Consider the following 21,208-nt stretch of genomic DNA (forward strand, 5'->3'; position numbering starts at 1 on the left):
CCGAATCCGCCGCACATCGGCACCCCCACCTGCCTCCCGCGTCCCCCCTGTCCCTGGATACAGTGCGGGGGTCTATGGTTTCGGCCCCGCACGCCACTATCTGGGGGATTTGCCGATGGACCCGATGAGCGCGGGATCCGAGGAGCACGGACGCCACGAGGACCGGCGCCCCGCAGGACTGCCGGCCCGCAGGCCGCCGCGGCGGGAGACGATCACGCCCGCCCTCGCGGCCCCCGCCCCGGGCACGGCCGGCGCGCCCGCGCGCACCACCGAGCTGGTGGCGGGCGACTTCCTCATCACCGTCAACCCCGTGGACGGCAGCGAGATCGAGCCCTGCCCGCCGGGCCGGGCTCCCGGCCGCCCCGCGCGCCGCACCGCCCGCGACCGCGCGGCGCTCCAGCGCGCAGGCCGCCCCTCGGCCCCGCCGGGGCCCGCGGCGGTGCCGCTGCCGCTGCTCGAGCGCGAGGCCGAACACGACCAGCTGGTCGACCTGCTGGGGCGCGGGCGCTCCGTTCGCGTGCTCGGCGCCCCAGGGTCGGGCCGCACGGTCCTGCTCGACGCCGTCGCCGCGCGCTGCGGCACGCTCGCCCCCGACGGCCTGATACGGCTCAGCGGCCACCGGCGCGGCGCCGCCGAACTCCTCCAGGACCTGTACACCGCCGTCTTCCGCACCGAGCCGGGGCACCGGCCGGGACGGGCCGAACTGCGCGCCGCCGTCAGCGAGGTGGGCGCCGTGGTCGTCGTCGACGACCTGGAGATCGGCGGCGAGGCGCTGGACGACCTGCTGACCTCGACCCCCGAGTGTGCCTTCCTCTTCGCCGTCGCCCCCGACGTGCCCGCGCCCTCGCCCGCCGCAGCCGTCGCGGACGTCCTGCTCGCCGGGCTCAGCCGCCCCGCCTCGCTCGAACTCCTCGAACGGGCAGCGGGACGGCCGCTGGCCGAGGCGGAGAAGAACTGGGCGGGCGACCTCTGGTTCGAGTCCGAGGGGCTGCCGCTGCGCTTCGTGCAGGCCGGTGCCCTGCTGCGGCAGCGCGACCGGCTGCGGCGCGACCCGGAGGCGTCCGACGAGTTCGCGGCGTTCGAGAAGCCGGCGGCCGCAGGACCCGCCGCCCCGTCCGCTTTCGACCCCGCCCTCGGCGCTGCCGACGAGGACGGCGCCCACGACATCCCGCTGCCCAGCCTCGGCGAGGGCGCGGCCCCCGCCGCCCTGCTCGCCTCCCGGCTGAGTGAATCGGCGCGCGCCACCCTGCGGTTCGCGGTCGCGCTCGGCGGCGAGGTGCCCCACCAGGCGCACCTGCCCGCGCTGGTCGGCGACACCCACGCGGACGCCGCGCTCGGCGAGCTGACGAGCTGTGCGCTGCTCAGCCCCGTGGGCTCCCGCTACCGCCTCGCGCCCGGCACGGTGACCCAGCTGGAGGCCGCGGGGTACGCCGACGACGCCGTGTGGCACGCCCGTACGGCCGCCGAGCACTACGCCTGGTGGACCGGGCACCCGTCCGTGACACCCGAGCGCGTCGCCGCGGAGGCCGAGGCGGTGCTCGCCTCGATGGCGCCGCTGCCGTCCGACGAGGCGGCCGCGGCGGTGCGCCTGGCGCGCAGCGCGGCGCCCGCCTTCCTCGCCGGGCTGCGCTGGAGCGCCTGGGAGAAGGCGCTCAGGGCCGGGCAGTCGGCCGCGCGCACGGCCGGAGAGGTCGCCGAAGAAGCGTATTTCCACCATGAGTTGGGCATCCTCGCGCTCTGCGCAGGCAACCTCGACCGGGCGCGCGCCGAGCTTGAGGCGTCCATCGGCATGCGCGGCGTCGTGGCCGACCGCAGCGGCACGGTGGCGGGGCGCCGAGCGCTCGCGCTCGTCTCGGACCTGGAGAACGGCGTCACCCCCGCAGGCCGTGCGGCGGCGCCCGCCGCCTCCGCGGCCCCCGCGCACGAGTCGGGGCCCTCGCCCATCGTGGCGGCGCTGCCCTCCAGGTCCGTCGACCCGACGGCGCGTCAGGACCCCGTGGTGATCGCGCAGTCCGCGCGGCCGGCGCCGGTGCGCCGCATCCTCGGCGGTGCCAAGCGCAACATGGTCGCCGCGGGCGCGGCCGCGGTGCTCGCCGCCGTGATGGGCACCGTGGTGGGGCTCGGCCTCAGCTCGGGCGACGGCTCGCAGGGCACGGACCACACCGCGACCGAGCGCACCGACCAGGACGGCGGCGGCGACGGCCTGCCGCCGCAGGAACCCGCGGCGCCCGACTCCGCCCCCGCGGGCGCGCAGGCACCCGCGGGCTCCGGCACACCGCGCCACGCCTCCCCGTCGGGCACCGGCTCGTCGAGCGCGTCAGGGGCCGCCTCGTCCACCGGCGCCGGCGCCTCGGACGACGGCACGTCACCGTCCGCCACGGGTGGCGGGGGCCACAACGGCGGCTCGCCCTCCCACTCCCACCCCGGCGGCGGCTCGTCGTCCGGTGGCAGCGGCGGCTCGGGGAGCTCCGGTGGGTCCGGCGGCTCCGGCGGCGACGGCGGCACGGGCGGTTCCGGTGGCTCCGGCGGCGGCGACGGCGGCTCGGGAGGCTCCGGGGGGAGCAGCGGCGGCGGTTCGACCACGCCGACCGACCCGCCGTCGAGCGACGACCCGACCGACCCGCCGACGAGCGGGGGCCCGACGAGCCCGCCGCCGTCCGACCCCTCCTCGCCGGCCGGCGGCGACGACGGCGGCAGCGGTGGCGGCGCGGCCGCCCAGTCGGCCTCGGTCACCCCGTCCCAGCCGGCGGGCTGACGGCCCCGCGCGACCCTCCGCGCACCCGGGCGCGGCCCCCCCGCACACGCAGGGGGCCGCGCCCGGGTCCGCGAGCCGGGCCCCTCAGAAGAGGCGCAGCTTGTCGTCCTCGATGCCCCGCAGCGCGTCGTAGTCGAGCACCACGCAGCCGATGCCCCGGTCCGTCGCCAGCACCCGCGCCTGCGGCTTGATCTCCTGGGCCGCGAACACGCCCTTGACCGGGGCGAGATGGGGATCGCGGTTCAGCAGATCGAGGTAGCGGGTCAACTGCTCGACCCCGTCGATCTCGCCGCGCCGCTTGATCTCGACCGCGACCGTGCCGCCGTCCGAGTCCCGGCACAGGATGTCCACGGGACCGATCGCCGTGGGGTACTCGCGGCGGATGAGGGTGTAGCCCTGGCCCAGGGTCTCGATGCGGTCGGCGAGCAGCTCCTGGAGGTGCGCCTCCACGCCGTCCTTGATCAGCCCGGGGTCGACGCCCAGCTCGTGCGAGGAGTCGTGCAGGACCTCCTCCATGGTGATGATCAGTTTCTCGCCCGCTTTGTTCACGACGGTCCAGGCGCCGTCGTCCTCCTTGAGGGAGCAGGGCGGTGACATCCAGTTGAGGGGCTTGTACGCACGGTCGTCGGCGTGGATGGACACACTGCCGTCCGCCTTGACCAGGATGAGACGGGGGGCGGAGGGCAGATGGGCGGTGAGCCTGCCCGCGTAGTCCACGGAGCAGCGGGCGATGACGAGACGCATGGTCGGCAACGCTACTCGACTGGCGTCCCGCTACGCGATTCGCCCCACAAGCCCCGTTCGGCTGTGGCCGGTTGTGCTCCCATCTGCCTGGTGGAGACCAGGCGGCGCGCCTAACGTGTAAGCGAGAGGTTGTCGCGCGTGCACGCTGCGTCGCCATCCCTCCCCCTTCCCTGCCCGTAGGGCCCCGGTCGCGGGGTCGCGAGAGGAGAACCCATGTCGCTCGACGTCTCACCGGCACTCTTGGAGCAGGCCGAGCGAGGCGAGGTCGACGAAGCGGAATTCGTCGACTGCGTCCGGACCTCCCTGCCCTACGCATGGGAGATGGTCAGTTCCCTGGTCGCCCAGCTGAAGGTCGACGGCGGCCCGTTCGCCGACAACCAGACGCCCCCGCCGGACGAGCAGGCCCGTGGTCAGCTGCTGCGGGCCCTCGCAAGCGACGCGATACGGGGCGCGCTCCAGCGCCACTTCGGCGTGCGCCTCGCCTTCCAGAACTGCCACCGCGTGGCCGTCTTCCCGCTCGGCGCCGAGTCCGACGAGCGGCTGGCCCGCTTCACCTCGGTGCGGGCCCAGCTGCTCAACCAGTCGCCCGAACTCCGGGACTGCTGACGGCGGCCAGGCCGTCCCGCACCGGAGGGGGTGACCGGTGCGGGACGCCGCGGCCGGCTGCGCCCCGGCGCACGCGCTGCGGGCGCCCCGCGCCCCGCGCCCGGGCCGTGGAGGCGGCGGCGACCCGCGCGATTCGGCCACGCCGGGCGCGCTACGCCAGCTGCGGCAGCACCTCGGCCCCCAGCCGCCGTACGTTCTCCTCGGTGGCCGCCAGGTCCCCTGAGCCCTCGACGAGGAGCGCGAAGCGACTGATGCCCGTACGCTCGGCCGTCGCCGCGAGCCGGTCGGCCGCGAGCCGCGGCGGCCCCACCGGGTGCAGCGAGCACAGCAGTTCGGTGTACGCGACCGGGTCGCGCATCGTACGGGCCCTGCCGTCCACCGTGGTGTGCGCGCCGAGCCCCTGGCGCAGCCAGCCCGGCATCGCCTTCATCAGGGTCTCCGCCGCCTCGGCGCGGTCGTCGGCGAGCTGCGCGACCCCCACCGACACGTGCGCACCCTCGGGGTCGTGGCCCGCCGCGCGTGCGGTCGCGCTCCACAGCGCGACCATCTCCGCCTTCTCCTCGTCGCCCGCGTGCATCCCGAGCAGCATCGGCAGCCCGCGCCCGGCGGCGAGCCGCACCGTGCCGGGGGAGGTGCAGGCCACCACGACCTCGGGGCCCGGCACGTCGAGCAGTTCGTCGGGGCGCGGCACCACGGGCACCTCGCGGAAGGCGTACCGGGGGCCGAGCGCGTCCACCCGCGGCTCCCGCAGCCACCGCAGCAGCAGGTCGAGCGATTCGGGGAAGTCCTGCTCGAAGGCGGCGAGGCCCGCGCCGAAGACCTCCAGGTCGACCCAGGGCCCGCCCCGGCCCACGCCGAGGGAGAACCGGCCCTCGGAGAGTATGTGCAGCAGCGCGGTCTGCTCCCCGAGTGCCACCGGATGCGTGTTCGGCAACACGCTGACCGCCGTACCCACCCGGACGCGCTCGGTCCTTCCGAGCAGCAGCCCCGCCAGGGTGACCGCGGACGGGCACACCCCGTACGGCACGAAGTGGTGTTCTGCGAGCCACACCTCGTCGAGACCCGCGCGCTCCACGGCCTGCGCGGTGCGCACCGCGCGGTGCAGCGCCTCGCCCTGCCCCTGTCCCGGAAACTGCGCTGCCAGCACGAACGTCCCCACCCGTGCTCCCGTACGCGTCGCATTCCGCACACGCATCGCCTTCTGCCTCCTCGCGGCCGACGCGGCTCCCCTTCTGGCAGTAACGCCTGACACGTGCCAAAGGCACGGCCCCCGACCAAGATCTTGCGATTGTCCTGCTATTGCCCGCCGTCGGGGGGAGTCCCGGGCCGCCGCCGCGGCCCGGGGCGGCCCTGAGCCGCCCGGCACGGGCCGTACGCTGAGGGGCAGCCCTGCCGTCTGCCCCGTGAGGTGTGTCATGTCCCCACGCCGCAACCGCCCCCGCGGCGGCGAGAAACCGGCCGGCCGCGACGCCGGCGACGCCGGTACCCGCTACGGGGGCTTCCAGCGCACCGAGTCCTGGCAGGGCGAGGAGTGGTCGGTACGGCACGTCGCGGGTGCCAGCGCGGCCGGCAAGCGCTACCGCTGCCCCGGCTGCGACCAGGAGATCCCCTCCCATGTGCCGCACGTCGTCGCCTGGCCCGAGTACGGCGGGGTGGACGACAGGCGCCACTGGCACCAGGCGTGCTGGAACGCGAAGGACCGGCGCGGCGTCAGGGTCCAGCGCTCCCGCAACGCCCCGCGCCACTGACCGCCGCGGGGCGCGCCCTCGTCAGGTGTCGCGCCGGTCGAGCGCCGCGTACGCCCCCGCGAGCCCCAGCGCCACCACCCCCAGCAGGATCCACAGCGAGACCCAGCCGGTCGGCCCCCCGCTGCCGCCGAAGTTGCCGAGGCCCGGATAGAAGGACGCCATCTGGCTCGGGATCGAGTACCGCAGCAGCGCGCTGCTCACCCGGGGCAGCGACGACGACAGGAACATGGCCATCACCAGCGGCAGCAGCACCACCCCGAGCATCGCCGTGATCGCGCCCGCCCCGTGCTTCACCAGCACGCCGAGCGCCTGCGACAGCACGCCGAGCAGCGCCATGTACAGGCTCACGCCCACCGTCGCCGAGACCCACTGCCCGACCGACGGGCTCACCGCGTCCAGGATCAGCACCTGGAGCACGCCCACCACGAGCGTCAGCGCCAGCATCAGGGTGAAGACCAGCGTGAAGTAGACCGAGGCCTTGGCCGCGAGCACCCGCGCCCGGCTCGGGCACGCCGTCAGCGTGGTGCGGATCAGGCCCGAGCTGAACTCGCCCGAGAACGTCATGACGCCCAGCGTGATCACGCACATCCCGCCGAGCAGCACCCCGAAGAGGCCGAAGGAGACGGCCGTGCCGCCTGGCCGCAGCTCCTCGGTGCGCGGCCCCGACGTCGCGGCCACGCCCCACGCGACCAGCACCCCGGTGCCGAGCACCAGCAGGATCATCCCGCCGAGCGACCACATCGTGGACCGCAGCGACCGGATCTTGGTCCACTCGGCGACGACCGCGTCACCCAGGTGCGCCCTGCGCTCGGGCACCGGCGAGACATAGCCGTCCTGCGGCAGCGGCGCCCGGTCCCGCTCCGGGTGCGAGGGGTACGGGGCGGTCACCGCGCGTCCCCTTCCTCGGCGGCGTCGGACGTCCTGGCGGTGCGGGAGACCTCGGACGCCCCTGCGGCCCCTGCGGCAGCTCCGCCGTGCCGCGCCGCGGCGGGCGCCGGCGGCTCCGGCGCGTACCAGCCGCGCTGCGGCACCTCGGGCACGGCGGGCGGCTCCCAGCCCGGCTCGTCCTCGGCGAAGCCCGCCAGCTCGTCGTCGGTGGAGCGGTGGTCCACCAGCGGCTGCGTCATCCGCATGTACGCCTCCTCAAGGGAGGCCTGGTGCGGGGAGAGCTCCCACAGCCGCACCCCGGCCCCGTGTGCGAGGTCGCTGATGCGGGGGAGCGGCAGGCCCGTCACGCGCAGCGCGCCGTCCGGCTCCGACAGCGTCTCGCCGCCCGCGCCGCCGAGCAGCGCGGCGAGCCGCTCGCGGGCCGCCGGCTCGCCGTCGGCGACCCGCACCCGCGCGAAGTCGGCGGAGTTGCGCGCGATGAACGCGCGCACGCTCATGTCGGCGAGCAACCGCCCTCTGCCGATGACGAGGAGGTGGTCGGCGGTCACCGCCATCTCGCTCATCAGGTGCGAGGAGACCAGCACCGTGCGGCCCTCGGCCGCCAGCCGCTTCATCAGCGTGCGCACCCAGTAGATGCCCTCGGGGTCGAGCCCGTTGACCGGTTCGTCGAACAGCAGCACCCGCGGGTCGCCGAGGAGCGCGGCGGCGATGCCGAGCCGCTGCCCCATGCCGAGCGAGAAGCCCCTGGTCCGCTTGCCCGCCACGTCCCGCAGCCCCACGACGCCGAGCACCTCCTCGACCCGCGAGGCGGGGATGCCGGAGAGCTGCGCGAGCGAGAGGAGGTGGCTGCGGGCGCTGCGGCCGCCGTGCACCGCCTTCGCGTCCAGCAGCGCGCCGACGGCGCGGGCCGCGTTGGGCGTCTGCCGGAACGGCCGCCCGTCCACCGTGACGGTGCCGCTCGTCGGCCGGTCGAGGCCGACGATCATGCGCATGGTGGTCGACTTGCCCGAGCCGTTCGGGCCGAGGAAGCCCGTGACGACGCCGGGGCGCACCTGGAACGAGAGCCCGTCCACCGCGGTCTTGGCGCCGTAGCGCTTGGTCAGGCGGACTGCCTCGATCATCTCCAGCCCCGGTTTCGGCCCTCGGCCGCTTCGACGTGCTCACGGTGTTGACGGGTTGCCCCGCGGGGCCCGTACGTGGCCCCTGGACGGTGAGGATATCCGCACCGCCCCCGTACGGGCCAAGCCGCGGACGCGGGACCCCGCCCCGGTGGGCCGTGGCCGGGCCCGCGGGCCCGGCACGCGCCGGTCAGGCGTCGCGCCTGCGCAGCACCACATAGCCGCCGATCAGCGCCGCCACCACCCACGCCGCCATGATCCCGAAGCCGGCCCAGGGCCCGTACGGGACGTCGCTGCCGCCCGCCGCGTCCGGCACCACCTGGAGGATCTTCGAGCCCGCCTGGTCGGGGAAGTACCGGGCGACGTCCTTCGCCTTCGGCACCGCGGCGAGGATGTTCGACACCAGGAAGAAGAACGGCATCAGGATGCCGAGCGACAGCATCGAGCTGCGCAGCATCGCCGTGACGCCCATCGAGAAGACCGCGATCAGGCACATGTACAGGCCGCTGCCGACCACCGCGCGCAGCACGCCGGGCGCCCCGAGGTCCGTGCCGGCGTTGCCGAGCAGCGCCTGGCCGAGGAAGAACGTGATGAAGCCGGTGACGAGGCCCACCACGAGCGCGAGCAGGCCCGCCACGAAGATCTTGCCGTACAGGAAGCGCGCCCGGCGCGGCACGGCGGCGAGCGAGGTGCGGATCATGCCCGAGCTGTACTCGGAGCCCACGGCGAGCACCCCGAAGACCACCATCGCCAGCTGCCCGAGCGACATGCCGGAGAAGCTGATCAGCGTCGGGTCGAAGTTCCTGCCCGGGTTGATCAGGGAGGCCGCCACGGCGCCGATGCCCGCGGTGGCGGCGAACGCGAGGGCCAGCGTCCACGTGGTGGACGAGACCGTCCGGATCTTCGTCCACTCGGACTGGAGGACGGCCGGTACCGAAGACATCGTTCAGACTCCCTTGTTGCGGTCGCGCCGATCCCGGCTCTGGTCCCAGCCCTGCCCCCAGCCGCCCGCGGCGCCCGGCTGCTGCTGCCCGGCGCCCCAGCCGGCGCCCTGCGGCACCTCGCCGGGCGCGGCGGCCGGGTCCCCGGGGCCCGCGTGCGCGTGGTACTCCACCGACTCCGCCGTCATCTGCATGAAGGCCTCCTCAAGGGAGGCGCGCTGCGCGCTGAGCTCGTGCAGGGTGATGCCTTGCGCGGCCGCGAGATCGCCGAGCGCCTCCGTCTCGGCGCCGTCGATCTCGAACGCCCCGCCCTCGACCTCGGTGGCCTCGTAGCCGCCGCCGCTCAGCGCGTCCCGTAGCTGCTCGGGCTGCGGGGTGCGGACCCGGGCGAAGCTGCGCGAGTTCTGGTGGATGAACTCCGCCATCGACGTGTTCGCCAGCAGCCTGCCCTGCCCGATGACGATGAGGTGGTCCGCCGTCAGGGCCATCTCGCTCATCAGGTGGCTCGACACGAACACCGTGCGGCCCTCGGCGGCGAGCGCCTTCATCAGGTTGCGGATCCAGTGGATGCCCTCGGGGTCGAGCCCGTTGACCGGCTCGTCGAACATCAGGATGCGCGGGTCGCCGAGGAGCGCGGCGGCGATGCCGAGCCGCTGCCCCATGCCGAGCGAGAAGCCCTTCGACTTGCGCTTCGCGACCGCCGTGAGGCCCACCATGTCGAGGACCTCGTCGACCCGGCGGCGCGGGATGCGGTTGCTCTGCGCAAGCGCCAGCAGGTTGTTGTACGCGGTCCGCCCGCCGTGCATGGCCTTGGCCTCAAGGAGGGCGCCGATCTCCTTCAGCGGGTCGGGCAGCTCGTGGTACGTCCTGCCGTCGATCCGCACCGAGCCGCTCGTCGGGTTGTCGAGGTCGAGCATCATGCGCATCGTGGTCGACTTCCCGGCGCCGTTGGGGCCGAGAAAACCCGTCACGACACCGGGCCGTACCTGGAAGGAAAGATGATCGACCGCCAGTTTGCGGCCATAGCGTTTGGTGAGCCCCTCGACCTCGATCATGCGGCCCAACCTAGGCGCGCGGAAAGCCCCTCGCCACTCCAGTGGCGAGGGGCTGACACAACCGTTACCGAACGATTCGGTCCGCGGCCCGGGAGACGCCGGGACGACGCCCCCGCGTCATCCGCGGGCCGCGGAGCGCGGGTCAGCGCGACTGCTGCGCCGGGACACCGCGGGAGATCGGCTCGTCCTCGGCGGGCGCGCCGGCCGCGGCCACCGCCGCACCGGTCAGCGAGGCCAGCATCTCGCGGACGTTGGTCAGCTGCGCGTTGATCGAGTCGCGGCGGTTGGTGAGGGCCGCGAGCTCGCGCTCGGAGTCGCTGCGGATACGGTCGGCCTTCGCGTTCGCGTCCGCGACGATGTCCTCGGACTGGCGCTGCGCCGTCTCGACCGTCTGGCGCGCCCTGCGCTCCGCGTCCGTACGCAGCTTCTCCGCCTCGAGGCGCAGCTGCTCGGCGCGGTGCTCGATCTCCGCGAGGCGCTTCTCCGCCTTCGCCTGACGGGACGCCAGGTCGCGCTCGGACTGCTCGCGGCGCTTGGCGAGGTTCGTCTCGAAGTCGGCCGCGGCCTGGGCGGCCTTGGCGCGGGTCTCCTCGAACAGCGCGTCCGCCTCGTCGCGCTTGGACTGGGCGTCCTTCTGCGCGTCGGCGCGCAGCGTGGAGGCGTCACCCTTCGCCTTGTCGACGATGCGGGAGGCGTCGTCCTCCGCCTTGGCCTTGCGCTCGGAGGCGAACGCCTCCGCGTCGTTGCGCACCTGCTGGGCCGCCGACTCGGCGAGCTCGCGGTGCTGCTCTGCGGCCCGGCGGGCCTCTTCCCGCAGGTCCTTCGCCTCCTCCTCGGCGAGGCGGAGGATCTTCTCGACCCGGGCACCGAGGCCGGCGTACGACGGCTCCGCGTCCGTGACCTGTGCCTGGGCGTTCTGCGTTTCGAGGTGCAGCTCCTCGATGCGCTTTTCCAGAGACGTGATCCGGGACAGCGCGCTGTCCCGGTCGGCGACGAGTTTGGTAATGCGGTCGTCCACCTGACCGCGGTCGTAACCACGCCGCACGAGCTCGAAGCCGAAGGGAGAGGAAGTGTCGCTCATGGGGTTCCTGTCGAAGAGACCGGTGAGGTGATAGAGGGAATCCTAGGGGCCCGTGCGGCGTGTCAACGCGCCGATGCGGCTTTGGTATGCAGAATGTCCAGCCTTTAGAGTGGTTCGGTCCTGACTACCCGTCCGACGGCTTACCATTCGAACGCGTCGGCCCCGCGGCGGCCCCCGCCTTGACGGGACCGTCCTTGCCTGAGGCGCCGGGGGCCAGCGACAGCGCTTCGAGCACGTCCTGCACCCGCGAGATCTCGGCCTGGATGTCCGAGTGTCTGCGCGCCAGCACATCGAGCTCGCGCTTGCCCTCCGCGACCATCTGCTCGGCGTCCCTTCGGGCGTCGGCCCGCAGCTGCTCGGCCTCCCGGACGAGCTCGGCCTTCTTCTGCTCGGCTTCCTTGAGCAGACCCTCGGCCTTCTTCACCGCGGCGATCCTGACCGTGCTCGCCTCCGCGTTGGCGTCCGCCAGCAGCTCCTTGGCCTTCTGCTCGGCCTCGGCGCGCTGTTCGGTCGCCGCCTTCATCAGAGTATCCACCCGCTCACCGACCGTTTTCAGCTGCTCCGAGGTTTCCCGCCTCGCGCGCTCGTGCAGCTCCTCGATCTCGGCGTCGACCCGGGCCCGCGCCTCCTCGGCGCGCTCCCGCAGCGCGGACGCGTCGCCGCGCGCCCCCACCAGCAGCTCGTCCGCGTCGGCGCGGGCGCGCTCCACGATCGCGTTGCCCTCGACGGTCGCCTCCCCGGTGATCCGCTCGGCCTCCTTGCGGGCCGCGCCGACCATCGTGTCCGCGTTCGCCTCGGCCTCGGTGGCGGTGTGGAGCGCCTCCTCCTGGGCCTTGTTCATCAGCTGGTCGGCCTGCTCGGCCGCGTCGGAGCGCCGCTTCGCCGCGTCCTTGCGCGCCTCGTCGAGCAGCCGGTCGGCCTCCTCCTGCGCCTCGGCCCGCAGCCGCTCGGCCTCCGCGCGGCCCTCGGCGCGCACCTGCTCGGCCTCGGCGCGCATCCGCTCGGCGGCCTGCCGGGCCGAGCCGACCGTCTCGGCCGCCTCGGCGCGCATGCGCTCCGTCTCCTCGGTGGCCTCGGCGACGAGCCTGTCGACCTGCGCGCCCGCCTCGGTCCGCATGCGGTTCGCGTCGTCGCGCGCCTCCGCGCGGGTGCGGGACGCGTCCTGCTCGGCCGCGGCGCGGGCGTCGGACGCCTCGGTGCGCAGCCGTTGGGCGTGCGCCGCGGCCTCGGTGCGCAGCCGGTCGGACTCCGCCGCCGCCTCGGTGACGGTCTGCTCCGCGAGCTGCTGCGCCGCGTCGGACTCCTCCTGCGCGCGCGTGCGCAGCCTGGCCGCGTCCTCGCTCGCGCGCTCGCGCTCCGCGTAGGCGTCCGCCCTTACCCGGTCGGCCTCCTCCTGCGCCTCGGTGCGCGTGCGCTCGGCGGCGTGCTCGGCCGCGGAGCGCAGACCCGCGATCTCCTGCTCCGCCTGGTCGTGCAGGCCGGCGACGGACTCCCGCACCTCGCGTGCCGTCTGCTCGGCGGCCGCGACGGTCTCCGTCGCGCCGCGGTCGGCCTCCTCGGCCAGCCGCCTGGCCTCCGCCTGCGCCTCCTCGACGCGCTTGCGCGCCGCCGCGAGGAGTTCCTCGCTCTGCTCCCGCGCGCGCTCGCGCTCCTCCTCGGCCTCGCCGCGCGCGGCGGCGAGCAGTTCCTCGGCCTCGCGGCGGCGCCGCGCCGCCTCCTCCTGCGCCGCGGACAGCGCCTCTGCGGCCTCCGCGCCCACCCGCTCGGCCGCCGCTGCGGCCTCGCTCCTGATCCGGTCGGCGCTCTCCTGCGCCTCCGTCTTCAGCCGCTCGGCCTCGGTGACCGCCTCGGTGCGCAGCCGCACCGCCGCGTTCTCCGCCTCGGCGCGGGAGGCGGATGCGTCCGACGCGGCCTCGGTGCGCAGCCGTTCGGCCTCCTGCTCGGACTGTTCGAGCAGCGACCTGACGCGCTCCGCGGTCTCCGTGCGCTTGCGGTCCGCCTCCTCCGCGGCCTCGCGGCGCAGCCGCTCGCCCTCGGCGCGCGCCTCGGTGAGCGCCGTCTCCGCGGCCTCCAGGCGCTGGGCGGCCTCCTCCTGAAGGCGCGTCAGCTCGCCGGCCGCCTCGGACTTGCGCGCCTCGATGCCGCGCTCGGTCTCCTCGCGCAGCCGGGCTGCGGCCTCCTCGGCCGCCGTCTTGACGGCCTCGGCCTGCTCCTCGCCCTCGGTGCGCAGCCGCTCGGCCTCGGCCCTGGTGCGCTCCAGCGTCTCCTCGGCCTGTCGGCGCAGCGCCGTGGCGCGCTCGATGGCCTCGGTGCGCACCCGCTCGCTCTCGGCGCCCGCGCCCGAGCGCAGCTCGTCGGCGTCGGTCCTGGCCTTCGTCAGCAGTTCCTCGGCCGACTTCGCGGCCTCCTCGATCTGCTGGACGGCCTCCCTGCGGGCCTCGCCGCGGATCTGCTCGCCCTCGGCGACCGCCTCGGAGCGCAGCTGCTCGGCCTCGCCGCGCAGCCTGCGGGCCTCCTCCTGGAGCTCGACCGTCTTGGCCCGGTACTCCTTGGTGTCGTCCTTGGCCGCGCCCTTGAGCTGGTCGGCCTGCTCGGCTGCCTCGGCGCGCAGCCGGTCCGCCTCGGCCTCCGCCTCCCGGCGGATGCGCTCGGCCTCCTCGCCCGCCTTGCGCCGGGTGTCCTTGGCGTCGTCGGACGCCTTGGTCAGTACCTCGTCCGCGGTGCGCGCCGCCTTCGCCAGCTGCGCCGCCGTGTCCTCGGCCGCCGCCGCGCGCGCCTTCTCCGCGGCCTCGGCGACCAGCTTCTCCGCCTCGGCCCTGGCGTCCGCGCGCACCTGCTCGGCCTCGGCCTTGGCGGCCTCGGCCTCCTCGGTCGCCTCGCCGACCAGCCGGGCGATCTCGGCCTTCGCGGTGCGGGTGCGCTGCTCGTTCTGCGACTCGGCCCCGGCCAGCCGCTTGACGGCGGCCTCCTTGGCCTCGGCGACGACCCGGTCGGCCTCGGCGCGCGCCGCGCGCAGCCGCTCCTCCGCCTCCTGCATCCGCGCTTCCGCGGTCCTGCTCAGCTCCGTGGCCTGCTGGCGCGCCTGGTCCGACTCGGACGCCGCGCTCGTGCGCAGCTGCTCGGCGTGGCTCGTCGCCTCCTGGGCCTGGGTGGACGCCGCGTTCAGCAGCCGCTCCGCGTCCCTGCGGGCCCGCAGCAGCAGCGCCTCGGCCTCGCTCCTCGCGGTCTCCGCCTCGGCGCCCAGGCGCTGGCGCGCCTCCTCGGCGACCCGGGCGGCCTCCGTGCGGGCCGCGGACAGGGTGCGCTCGGCCTCGGCGCGCGACTCCTCCATGAGCCGCCGTGCCTGCGACTCGGTACGGGCCCGCAGCTGCTCGGCCCAGGCCACGTTCTCGTTGACGTGCGACTCGACGGTCTGCCGGCGCTCGGCGAGCTCCTGGTCGAGGCGCTGGCGCCGCTGGACGGCCTCGGCGTGCAGCTCGGCCTGGAGGCGGGACTGCTGCTCCGCGTGTTCCTGGAGGATGCGCTGTGTCTGTGCGCGCGCGTCCCGCAGCTCGCGCTCGGCGTCCGAGCGCAGCTGGTCCGCCTGCATCTGGGCGTTGCGGAGCATCTGTTCCGCCTGGTAGCCCAGATCGGCGCCGTCGTAGGAGGAGGGCCTCATGGCGAGGTTGCGGCGCGCTTCGTGGAGCTTCGCGCGCAACACCTCGACCTGGTAACCGAGGTCCTCGGCGTGCTGGACGGCCTTGTCCCGAGCGGTCCGCAGCCGGTCCATCTCGGCTTCGATCCGCGAGAGCTGGTCGTCAGCCCGGTGGCTCTCCTGGCGTTCGTAGCCCCGCACTGCGCGGTCCCATCCGTCCCCTGGTCGCAACTCTGCTGAGCGAGTGCCGTCCTCGGCGAACGGCCCCCCGGGGGAATGGTGTCAGATCATCGGAGGGTGCGCCGCCCCGGCCCGGCCCCGGTCCGCCCACTCTACCGGGCCAGGGAAGCCCGCAGTCAGTGCTCAGGGGAGGAGGTGACCAGTTCTGTGAGGACTCCGTGGCAGTCCTTGGGGTGAAGAAAGGTGATTCGTGAGCCCATCGTGCCCGTGCGGGGCTCCTCGTAGAGCACCCGTACGCCCTTCCCGCCGATCGCGGCGGCGTCGCCGTCCACGTCCGGGGTGCCGAAGGCGATGTGGTGCACGCCCTCGCCGTTCTTGGCCAGCCACTTGCCGACCGCCGAGTCCTCCCGTACCGGTTCGAGCAGCTGGAGGTAGGTGGCGCCGCCGTCCGACGTGCCGTTGACCCGCAGCATGGCCTCGCGCACGCCCTGCTCCTCGTTGACCTCCGTGTGGCAGACCTCGAAGCCGTACGTCGAGCGGTAGAACGCGACGGTTGTGTCAAGGTCGTGACAGGCGATTCCGATGTGATCGATACGCGTCAGCATGGCACCAGTCCAGCGCGGCCCGAGCGGTCACGCAACGTGCGCGCCGTCACACGCAGCGGCCGATGACCGATGTCCGTACCCGCGGCTACATTGGAAGTTAACCGTCGTTCACGGCAGCGTCCTGCGGATGCGGCGCGGCCGGCGGCCGGGCGGCCCCGCGGACCGCCCGGCACACCGCGCGCACCGCCGCACACAGCCGCGTATGCAAAGGGGCCCACCTCATGTCCGGTTCGCACACCACCTCCTCCGTGATCGTCGCGGGCGCGCGCACCCCCATGGGCCGCCTCCTCGGCTCCCTCGCGCCGTTCTCCGCCGCCGACCTCGGCGGCTTCGCGATCAGGGCCGCCCTGGAGCGTGCGGGCGTCGGGCCCGAGCAGGTGGAGTACGTGATCATGGGCCAGGTGCTCCAGGCGGGCGCCGGGCAGATCCCGGCGCGGCAGGCGGCGGTCAAGGCGGGCATCCCGATGACGGTCCCCGCGCTGACGGTCAACAAGGTCTGCCTCTCCGGGCTCGACGCGATCGCCCTCGCGGACCAGCTGATCCGCGCGGGCGAGTTCGAGGTCGTCGTCGCGGGCGGCCAGGAGTCCATGACGAACGCGCCGCACCTGCTGCCGAAGTCCCGCGCCGGCTACAAGTACGGCTCGATCGAGGTGCTCGACTCGATGGCGCACGACGGCCTCACCGACGCGTACGAGGACATCCCCATGGGCGCGTCCACGGAGAAGCACAACACGCGCCTGGGCATCGAGCGCGCCCCGCAGGACGAGTTCGCCGCCCGCTCCCACCAGCGGGCCGCCGCCGCCCGGAAGAACGGCGTGTTCGACGCGGAGATCGTCCCCGTGGAGATCCCGCAGCGCAAGGGCGACCCGGTGCTGTTCGCCGAGGACGAGGGGATCCGCCCCGACACCACGGCCGAGGGGCTCGCGCGGCTCCGCCCGGCCTTCGACCCCGAGGGCACGATCACCGCGGGCACCTCCTCGCAGATCTCCGACGGCGCGGCCGCGGTCGTCGTCATGAGCCGGGCCAAGGCCGAGGAGCTCGGCCTCGAATGGCTCGCCGAGATCGGCGCCCACGGCAATGTGGCGGGCCCCGACAACTCCCTCCAGTCCCAGCCGTCCCATGCCATCGAGCACGCGCTCGGCAAGGAGGGGCTCGCGGTGCGCGACCTCGACCTGATCGAGATCAACGAGGCGTTCGCCGCGGTCGCCGTACAGTCCATGAAGGACCTGGGCGTCTCGCCCGACCTGGTCAATGTGAACGGCGGCGCGATCGCGCTCGGCCACCCGATCGGCATGTCGGGCGCGCGGCTGGTGCTCCACCTGGCGCTGGAGCTGAAGCGGCGCGGCGGCGGGGTGGGCGCGGCGGCGCTGTGCGGCGGCGGCGGGCAGGGCGACGCCCTGATCGTCCGCGTGGCCAAGTAGCCGGCCGGCCCGCCACCGGCCGGGTGGCCGGGACCCGGCAGGACCGAGGAGACCGAGCAGGACCGAGTGAGGAGCAGCGCTGTGGTGGACGTCCCCGAGCTCGTGGCCCGCGCGCGTGAGGGCGGCCCGCGCGCCGTGGCGCGGCTGATCTCCCTGGTCGAAGGGGCGTCGCCGCAGCTGCGCGAGGTGATGGCGGCGCTCGCGCCGCTGATCGGCGGGGCGTACGTGGTGGGGCTCACGGGCTCGCCCGGTGTCGGCAAGTCGACGTCCACGTCCGCGCTGGTCTCCGCGTACCGCAGGGCGGGCCGGCGGGTGGGGGTGCTCGCGGTCGACCCTTCGTCCCCGTTCTCCGGCGGCGCGCTCCTCGGCGACCGGGTCAGGATGGCGGACCACGCGTCCGACCCGGGCGTCTACATCCGCTCGATGGCCACCCGCGGCCATCTCGGCGGGCTGGCCTGGGCCGCGCCGCAGGCGATCCGGGTGCTGGACGCGGCGGGGTGCGACGTGGTCCTGGTCGAGACGGTCGGCGTCGGCCAGTCGGAGGTGGAGATCGCCTCGCAGGCCGACACGTCGGTGGTGCTGCTCGCGCCCGGCATGGGCGACGGCATCCAGGCGGCGAAGGCCGGGATCCTGGAGATCGGCGACGTCTACGTGGTGAACAAGGCCGACAGGGACGGCGCCGACGCCACGGCGCGCGAGCTGGGCCACATGCTGGGCCTCGGCGAGGCCCGCGCCCCGGGCGACTGGCGGCCGCCCATCGTCAAGACGGTCGCGGCGCGCGGCGAGGGCACCGACGAGGTGGTCGAGGCGCTGGAGAAGCACCGCGCCTGGATGGACGAGCACGGCGAGCTGGCGGCCCGCAGGGCCCGCAGGGCCGCGCGCGAGGTCGAGACCATCGCGGTCACGGCGCTGCGCGAGCGCATTGCCGACCTGCGCGGCGACGCACGCCTCGAAGCCCTGGCCGCCCGGGTGGCCGCGGGCGAGCTCGACCCGTACGCGGCGGCGGACGACCTGGTCGCGGGCGTGACGGGGGCCTGACCCCGCGCGGGGAGCGGCCCCGGGGCGCACCGCCCCGGCGCCCGGCAGCGCAGGGGTCCTGCGCTCAGCGTCCGCCCTGGCGCGCCCGCAGCCACGCCGCCGTCAGCGCCGGGGTCGCGAGGCGCACGACGTGCAGGGGAGCGAAGGCGGGGGCGTGGACGCGGCGGCCGATCTCGGCGCGGCGGGCCGCGTGGCCCCGCCAGGCCGACCACGCGGGGTGGTCGGCGCCCAGCCACTCCGCCCAGCGCTCGCGGTTCCCGCCGAAGATCCGCTCCCGCAGCAGCGACCTGCGCAGCGAGCGCCGCAGCACCCTGGGCATGATCACCCGGCGCGGGTAGTCGAGCCAGACGACCGTGTCGGCCCGCTCCCACAGGAGGTCCCTGACCTCCGGGTAGCCGAGGGAGTCGATGATCCAGCGGGGGGCCGCCGTGATCCGCTCGACGTCCTCGGCGAAGGCGTCGTTGACCCGCCAGCCCTCTCCGGCGAAGTAGAGCGCGTCCATCTCGTGGTACGGCAGCCCTTCGGCCCCGGACAGCGCGCGGGCCAGCGTGGTCTTGCCCGCACCCGTGCTCCCGACGACGAGCACGCGCCGGGGGCCCGGGGCCCGCGGCACGCTCAGTTCCTGCCGCGGCGCCTGCGGAGCTGGTCGGCGACCGGGGTGAGGGAGGCCCGCAGCTGGGCGAGCTGCTCCGGTGTCAGCATGTCGATGAAGTGCCTGCGCACGGAGGCGACATGGTGCGGGGCGACCTTGCGCATGGTCTCCATGCCGTGGTCGGTGAGGACCGCGAACAGTCCGCGCCGGTCCGACTCGCAGTGCTCGCGCTTGACGAGGCCCGCGCTCTCCATGCGGGTGACCTGGTGGGAGAGGCGGCTCTTGGACTGGAGGGTGGCGGCCGCGAGGTCGGTCATCCGCAGCCTGCGGTCCTCCGCCTCCGAGAGGTTCACCAGGATCTCGTAGTCGTTCATGGTCAGGCCGAACGGCTGCAGGTCCCTCTCCATCTGGTACGCCAGCAGCCGGTTGACGTCCAGGTGTGTGCGCCAGGCGCACTGCTCCGCCTCGGTCAGCCAGGGGGCGTCCGTCCCCGGCCCGGCGGTCTGCGTCTCGGTCTCCATAGCGACATTCTACCTAAGAAGTTGAATTTTCTACGAAGGGTTCCGGTCGGACCGTTCCCCTCCTCGTGCATACCCCTCGCAGTGCCGTCAGAGGCCGAAGCGCCGCTGGAGGTCTCCCAGCTGCCCGCCGAGCCGGGGCGCCCCCGCCGCCGCCCCGCCCCGGGGCCCGCCGCCCGGGACCCCCGCCTCCTCGGGCACCGCGCCCGTCGGCCGCTCGGCCGGCAGGGTCTCCGTGGACTGGACCAGTACAGTACCCGCACCGACGAACTCGAATTGGTGCTCCTCGCCCGAAGCGCCCCCGATGCCCGTCATCGCCCGCACCCCGCCGACCAGCCCGCGCAGATAGCCGAAGTCGTAGTGGTGGCAGGGGGAGGGGCAGTCGGCCCAGCCGACCAGGGCCTGCGGGTCGACCCGCAGCGGCGGCTCCATGAAGACCACGGGACCGTTGGAGACGGCGACGAACGTGCCCGTCCCGATCAGCGTCAGGAACCCCGGCACGATCGACTGCTTCAGCGCCAGCGACGGCTGGTAGGCCAGCAGGTTTCCCGACCGGATCGTCAGATTGCCGTCGTCCAGGTCGTACGAGTTGACGTCGAAGGCCCGGTCGGCGAGCAGCATCTTGCCGCTGCCCTGCGCCACCACCCAGTCCGCCGCGTGCAGCGGCGAGTGGAAGCTCGTCCGCATCAGCCCGTCGAAGCGGCCGTGCCCGACGCCGTCGAAGGAGATCTGCCCGTAGTAGGCGATCATCTTGCCCTTCTGGAGGAACCACTGCCCGTCCCGGAGTTCCACACAGAAGGTGTACTTGTCGACGTTGTCGTTGCCCGGCAGCGTCGTCGGGTCGAAGACCACGGGCCCGCTCACAGCTTCTCCTCCGACGCCTGGACGAACACCGCGCCGCTGCCGCTCAGCTCCAGCTGGAACGCCTCGCCCGAGCCGCGGCCCACCATCTCCCGCCAGCCGAGCGCGGCCGAGAGCTTGTTGCGGACGTCACCGTAGTGCGCGACATACGCCTGCGGGTCGACGTGCACCTCGCGCCCCGGCGCGATCGGCAGCTCCACCACCCCGCCGTGCGCCATCACGGCGACCGCGCCGTGCCCCCGCAGGGTGGTGGTGAACAGGCCCTGCCCGGTCACCTGGCCGCGCACCATGCCCAGCACCCCGCCCTGCGACCCCATGAACATCGTCCCCTGTTCGAGCGACCCGTCGAAGGCGAGCAGCCGGTCCGCCTCGACGTAGAGCGTGTCCCCGCTGAGGTTCACCACCTGGATGTGGTGGCCGCCGTGGCCGAACAGCACGGTCCCGCTGCCCTCCACCGTCATCAGCGGCGCCGCCTCGTTCGCCACCCGGCGGCCGATCATGGACATCACCCCGCCCTGGCCGCCCTGGATGTTCGGGGTGAAGCTCACGTCGCCCCGGTAGGCGACCATCGCGCCGCGCTGGCTGAACATCCGCTGCCCCGGCTGGAGCACCGCCTCCACCAGCTTGTCGTTGATCTCGCGGAACGGCATGGCTAGAGGTCGCCCCCGATCGTGTCGCGTTCGCTCGGCTGCACGTAGACGAGCCCCTCGCCCTCGAACCTGATCTGGAACGACTCGCCGGAGCCCTCGCCCATGAACGTCCGGTACGAGACGCCCGACTGGAAGCTCTGCCGCAGGTTGCCCTGGTGGGCGACGTACGCCCCCGGGTCGACCGACAGCGGGTACTGCGGTGCGACCCGCAGCACCACCGCGGGGCCCTCGGACATGACCGCCGCCTGGCCCGTGCCCTCGACCGTGGTGGTGAACAGGCCGTTGCCGCCGCTCGCGCCGCGCAGCCCGGTGAACGTGGTGCCCGTGCGCAGTCCCGCGTCCGTGCACAGCAGGTTCGACGCCTCGACGTACAGCTTGTCGCCGTGCAGCACCACGAGGTTGATCTCGCTCGCGCGGTCGGCGAAGAAGCAGGTGCCCTGGCCGCGCACCTCCATCACCGTCATCGACTCGCCGGTGATCCTGCGCGTCACCATCCCGCGCAGGCCCTCGCCGCCGCCGGTCATCTTCTTGAACGACATCCGGCCGTCGTAGGCGACCATCGAGCCGTTCTTCGCCTTCACCGCGTCGCCCGCCAGATCGACGGCGAGCATCTTGCTTCCCTGGAGCCGGAACTGAGCCACGGACCGACGGTAGCGGGCGCCGCCGCCCGCGAACAGCACGTCCCGCCGCCGGCGCCGCCCCGCCGACCCTGATACGGGCCCGGAGCGGCGCTGCTGCCACAATGGACCCGGTTTGTGCGCGCGTTCACAAAC

19 protein-coding genes are annotated in these 21,208 nt (G+C 74.3%); 5 read left to right on the top strand and 14 right to left on the bottom strand.

The annotated features are described in order from the left end of the window. Nucleotides 1–115 precede the first annotated feature (115 nt). Nucleotides 116–2,755, top strand: a complete 2,640-nt coding sequence (locus AB0910_RS04250; RefSeq protein ID WP_366742965.1) for an ATP-binding protein — start codon at nucleotides 116–118, stop codon at nucleotides 2,753–2,755. Between the two features lie 84 nt (nucleotides 2,756–2,839). On the opposite strand, the gene nucS is transcribed toward AB0910_RS04250, so the two are convergent. Next, nucleotides 2,840–3,499 carry an endonuclease NucS gene (gene nucS, locus AB0910_RS04255; RefSeq protein ID WP_366742966.1) on the bottom strand — a complete coding sequence of 220 codons (660 nt, stop codon included), beginning with the start codon at nucleotides 3,497–3,499 and terminating at the stop codon, nucleotides 2,840–2,842. 213 nt (nucleotides 3,500–3,712) lie between these two features. Here nucS and AB0910_RS04260 point away from each other — a divergent pair, with 213 nt between their 5' ends. Further along, the gene (locus AB0910_RS04260; RefSeq protein WP_366742967.1) at nucleotides 3,713–4,105 is read left to right on the top strand and encodes an SCO5389 family protein; all 393 of its coding nucleotides are present in this window, start codon (nucleotides 3,713–3,715) and stop codon (nucleotides 4,103–4,105) included. A 151-nt stretch (nucleotides 4,106–4,256) separates the two neighbouring features. Here the strand turns inward: AB0910_RS04260 and AB0910_RS04265 are convergent, their stop codons facing one another. Then, a complete protein-coding gene (locus tag AB0910_RS04265) occupies nucleotides 4,257–5,300 on the bottom strand; it encodes an LLM class flavin-dependent oxidoreductase (protein ID WP_366742968.1) in 1,044 nt (347 codons plus the stop codon). A 220-nt stretch (nucleotides 5,301–5,520) separates the two neighbouring features. On the opposite strand from AB0910_RS04265, the gene AB0910_RS04270 reads away from it, so the two are divergent. Further along, complete coding sequence (locus tag AB0910_RS04270) at nucleotides 5,521–5,853, top strand: ATP/GTP-binding protein (protein ID WP_366742969.1); 333 nt, start codon at nucleotides 5,521–5,523, stop codon at nucleotides 5,851–5,853. Nucleotides 5,854–5,874: 21 nt separating this feature from the next. Here AB0910_RS04270 and AB0910_RS04275 read toward each other — a convergent pair whose 3' ends face one another. The 7 genes from AB0910_RS04275 to mce form a co-directional block, all read right to left on the bottom strand. Beyond that, complete coding sequence (locus AB0910_RS04275; protein WP_366742970.1) at nucleotides 5,875–6,741, bottom strand: ABC transporter permease; 867 nt, start codon at nucleotides 6,739–6,741, stop codon at nucleotides 5,875–5,877. Then, on the bottom strand, nucleotides 6,738–7,862 hold the full coding sequence (locus AB0910_RS04280; RefSeq protein ID WP_366742971.1) for an ABC transporter ATP-binding protein: 1,125 nt from the start codon (nucleotides 7,860–7,862) through the stop codon (nucleotides 6,738–6,740). Before AB0910_RS04280 ends, AB0910_RS04275 begins: the two co-directional genes overlap by 4 nt. A gap of 187 nt (nucleotides 7,863–8,049) precedes the next feature. Beyond that, a complete protein-coding gene (locus AB0910_RS04285) occupies nucleotides 8,050–8,802 on the bottom strand; it encodes an ABC transporter permease subunit (protein WP_366742972.1) in 753 nt (250 codons plus the stop codon). Between the two features lie 3 nt (nucleotides 8,803–8,805). Further along, nucleotides 8,806–9,855 carry an ATP-binding cassette domain-containing protein gene (locus tag AB0910_RS04290; RefSeq protein ID WP_366742973.1) on the bottom strand — a complete coding sequence of 350 codons (1,050 nt, stop codon included), beginning with the start codon at nucleotides 9,853–9,855 and terminating at the stop codon, nucleotides 8,806–8,808. Nucleotides 9,856–9,997: 142 nt separating this feature from the next. Then, nucleotides 9,998–10,936, bottom strand: a complete 939-nt coding sequence (locus AB0910_RS04295) for a cellulose-binding protein (protein WP_366742974.1) — start codon at nucleotides 10,934–10,936, stop codon at nucleotides 9,998–10,000. 124 nt (nucleotides 10,937–11,060) lie between these two features. Next, complete coding sequence (scy, locus tag AB0910_RS04300) at nucleotides 11,061–14,771, bottom strand: polarized growth protein Scy (protein ID WP_366742975.1); 3,711 nt, start codon at nucleotides 14,769–14,771, stop codon at nucleotides 11,061–11,063. Between the two features lie 155 nt (nucleotides 14,772–14,926). Beyond that, nucleotides 14,927–15,355: a methylmalonyl-CoA epimerase gene (gene mce, locus AB0910_RS04305; protein ID WP_366742976.1), complete on the bottom strand. Its 429-nt coding sequence runs from the start codon at nucleotides 15,353–15,355 to the stop codon at nucleotides 14,927–14,929. 221 nt (nucleotides 15,356–15,576) lie between these two features. Here mce and AB0910_RS04310 point away from each other — a divergent pair, with 221 nt between their 5' ends. Both AB0910_RS04310 and meaB read left to right on the top strand, forming a co-directional pair. Continuing rightward, nucleotides 15,577–16,776 (top strand): acetyl-CoA C-acetyltransferase, encoded by a 1,200-nt coding sequence (locus AB0910_RS04310; RefSeq protein ID WP_366742978.1) that lies wholly within the window; start codon nucleotides 15,577–15,579, stop codon nucleotides 16,774–16,776. A gap of 81 nt (nucleotides 16,777–16,857) precedes the next feature. After that, nucleotides 16,858–17,814, top strand: a complete 957-nt coding sequence (gene meaB / locus AB0910_RS04315; protein WP_366743024.1) for a methylmalonyl Co-A mutase-associated GTPase MeaB — start codon at nucleotides 16,858–16,860, stop codon at nucleotides 17,812–17,814. Nucleotides 17,815–17,878: 64 nt separating this feature from the next. Here the strand turns inward: meaB and AB0910_RS04320 are convergent, their stop codons facing one another. The 5 genes from AB0910_RS04320 to AB0910_RS04340 all read right to left on the bottom strand — a co-directional run bounded on the left by AB0910_RS04320 (nucleotide 17,879) and on the right by AB0910_RS04340 (nucleotide 21,076). Continuing rightward, entirely contained in the window at nucleotides 17,879–18,427 is a 549-nt protein-coding gene (locus AB0910_RS04320; RefSeq protein WP_366742979.1) for an adenylate kinase, read from the bottom strand. Nucleotides 18,428–18,429: 2 nt separating this feature from the next. Beyond that, nucleotides 18,430–18,927, bottom strand: a complete 498-nt coding sequence (locus AB0910_RS04325) for a MarR family transcriptional regulator (RefSeq protein WP_366742980.1) — start codon at nucleotides 18,925–18,927, stop codon at nucleotides 18,430–18,432. An 87-nt stretch (nucleotides 18,928–19,014) separates the two neighbouring features. After that, nucleotides 19,015–19,788 carry an AIM24 family protein gene (locus tag AB0910_RS04330; RefSeq protein ID WP_366742981.1) on the bottom strand — a complete coding sequence of 258 codons (774 nt, stop codon included), beginning with the start codon at nucleotides 19,786–19,788 and terminating at the stop codon, nucleotides 19,015–19,017. Then, entirely contained in the window at nucleotides 19,785–20,435 is a 651-nt protein-coding gene (locus AB0910_RS04335) for an AIM24 family protein (RefSeq protein ID WP_366742982.1), read from the bottom strand. Before AB0910_RS04335 ends, AB0910_RS04330 begins: the two co-directional genes overlap by 4 nt. 2 nt (nucleotides 20,436–20,437) lie before the next feature. Next, nucleotides 20,438–21,076: an AIM24 family protein gene (locus AB0910_RS04340; RefSeq protein WP_366742983.1), complete on the bottom strand. Its 639-nt coding sequence runs from the start codon at nucleotides 21,074–21,076 to the stop codon at nucleotides 20,438–20,440. Between the last annotated feature and the right edge of the window lie 132 nt (nucleotides 21,077–21,208).

Origin of the sequence: Streptomyces sp. NPDC047002, assembly GCF_040704505.1 — a bacterium.
Lineage (GTDB): Bacteria > Actinomycetota > Actinomycetes > Streptomycetales > Streptomycetaceae > Streptomyces.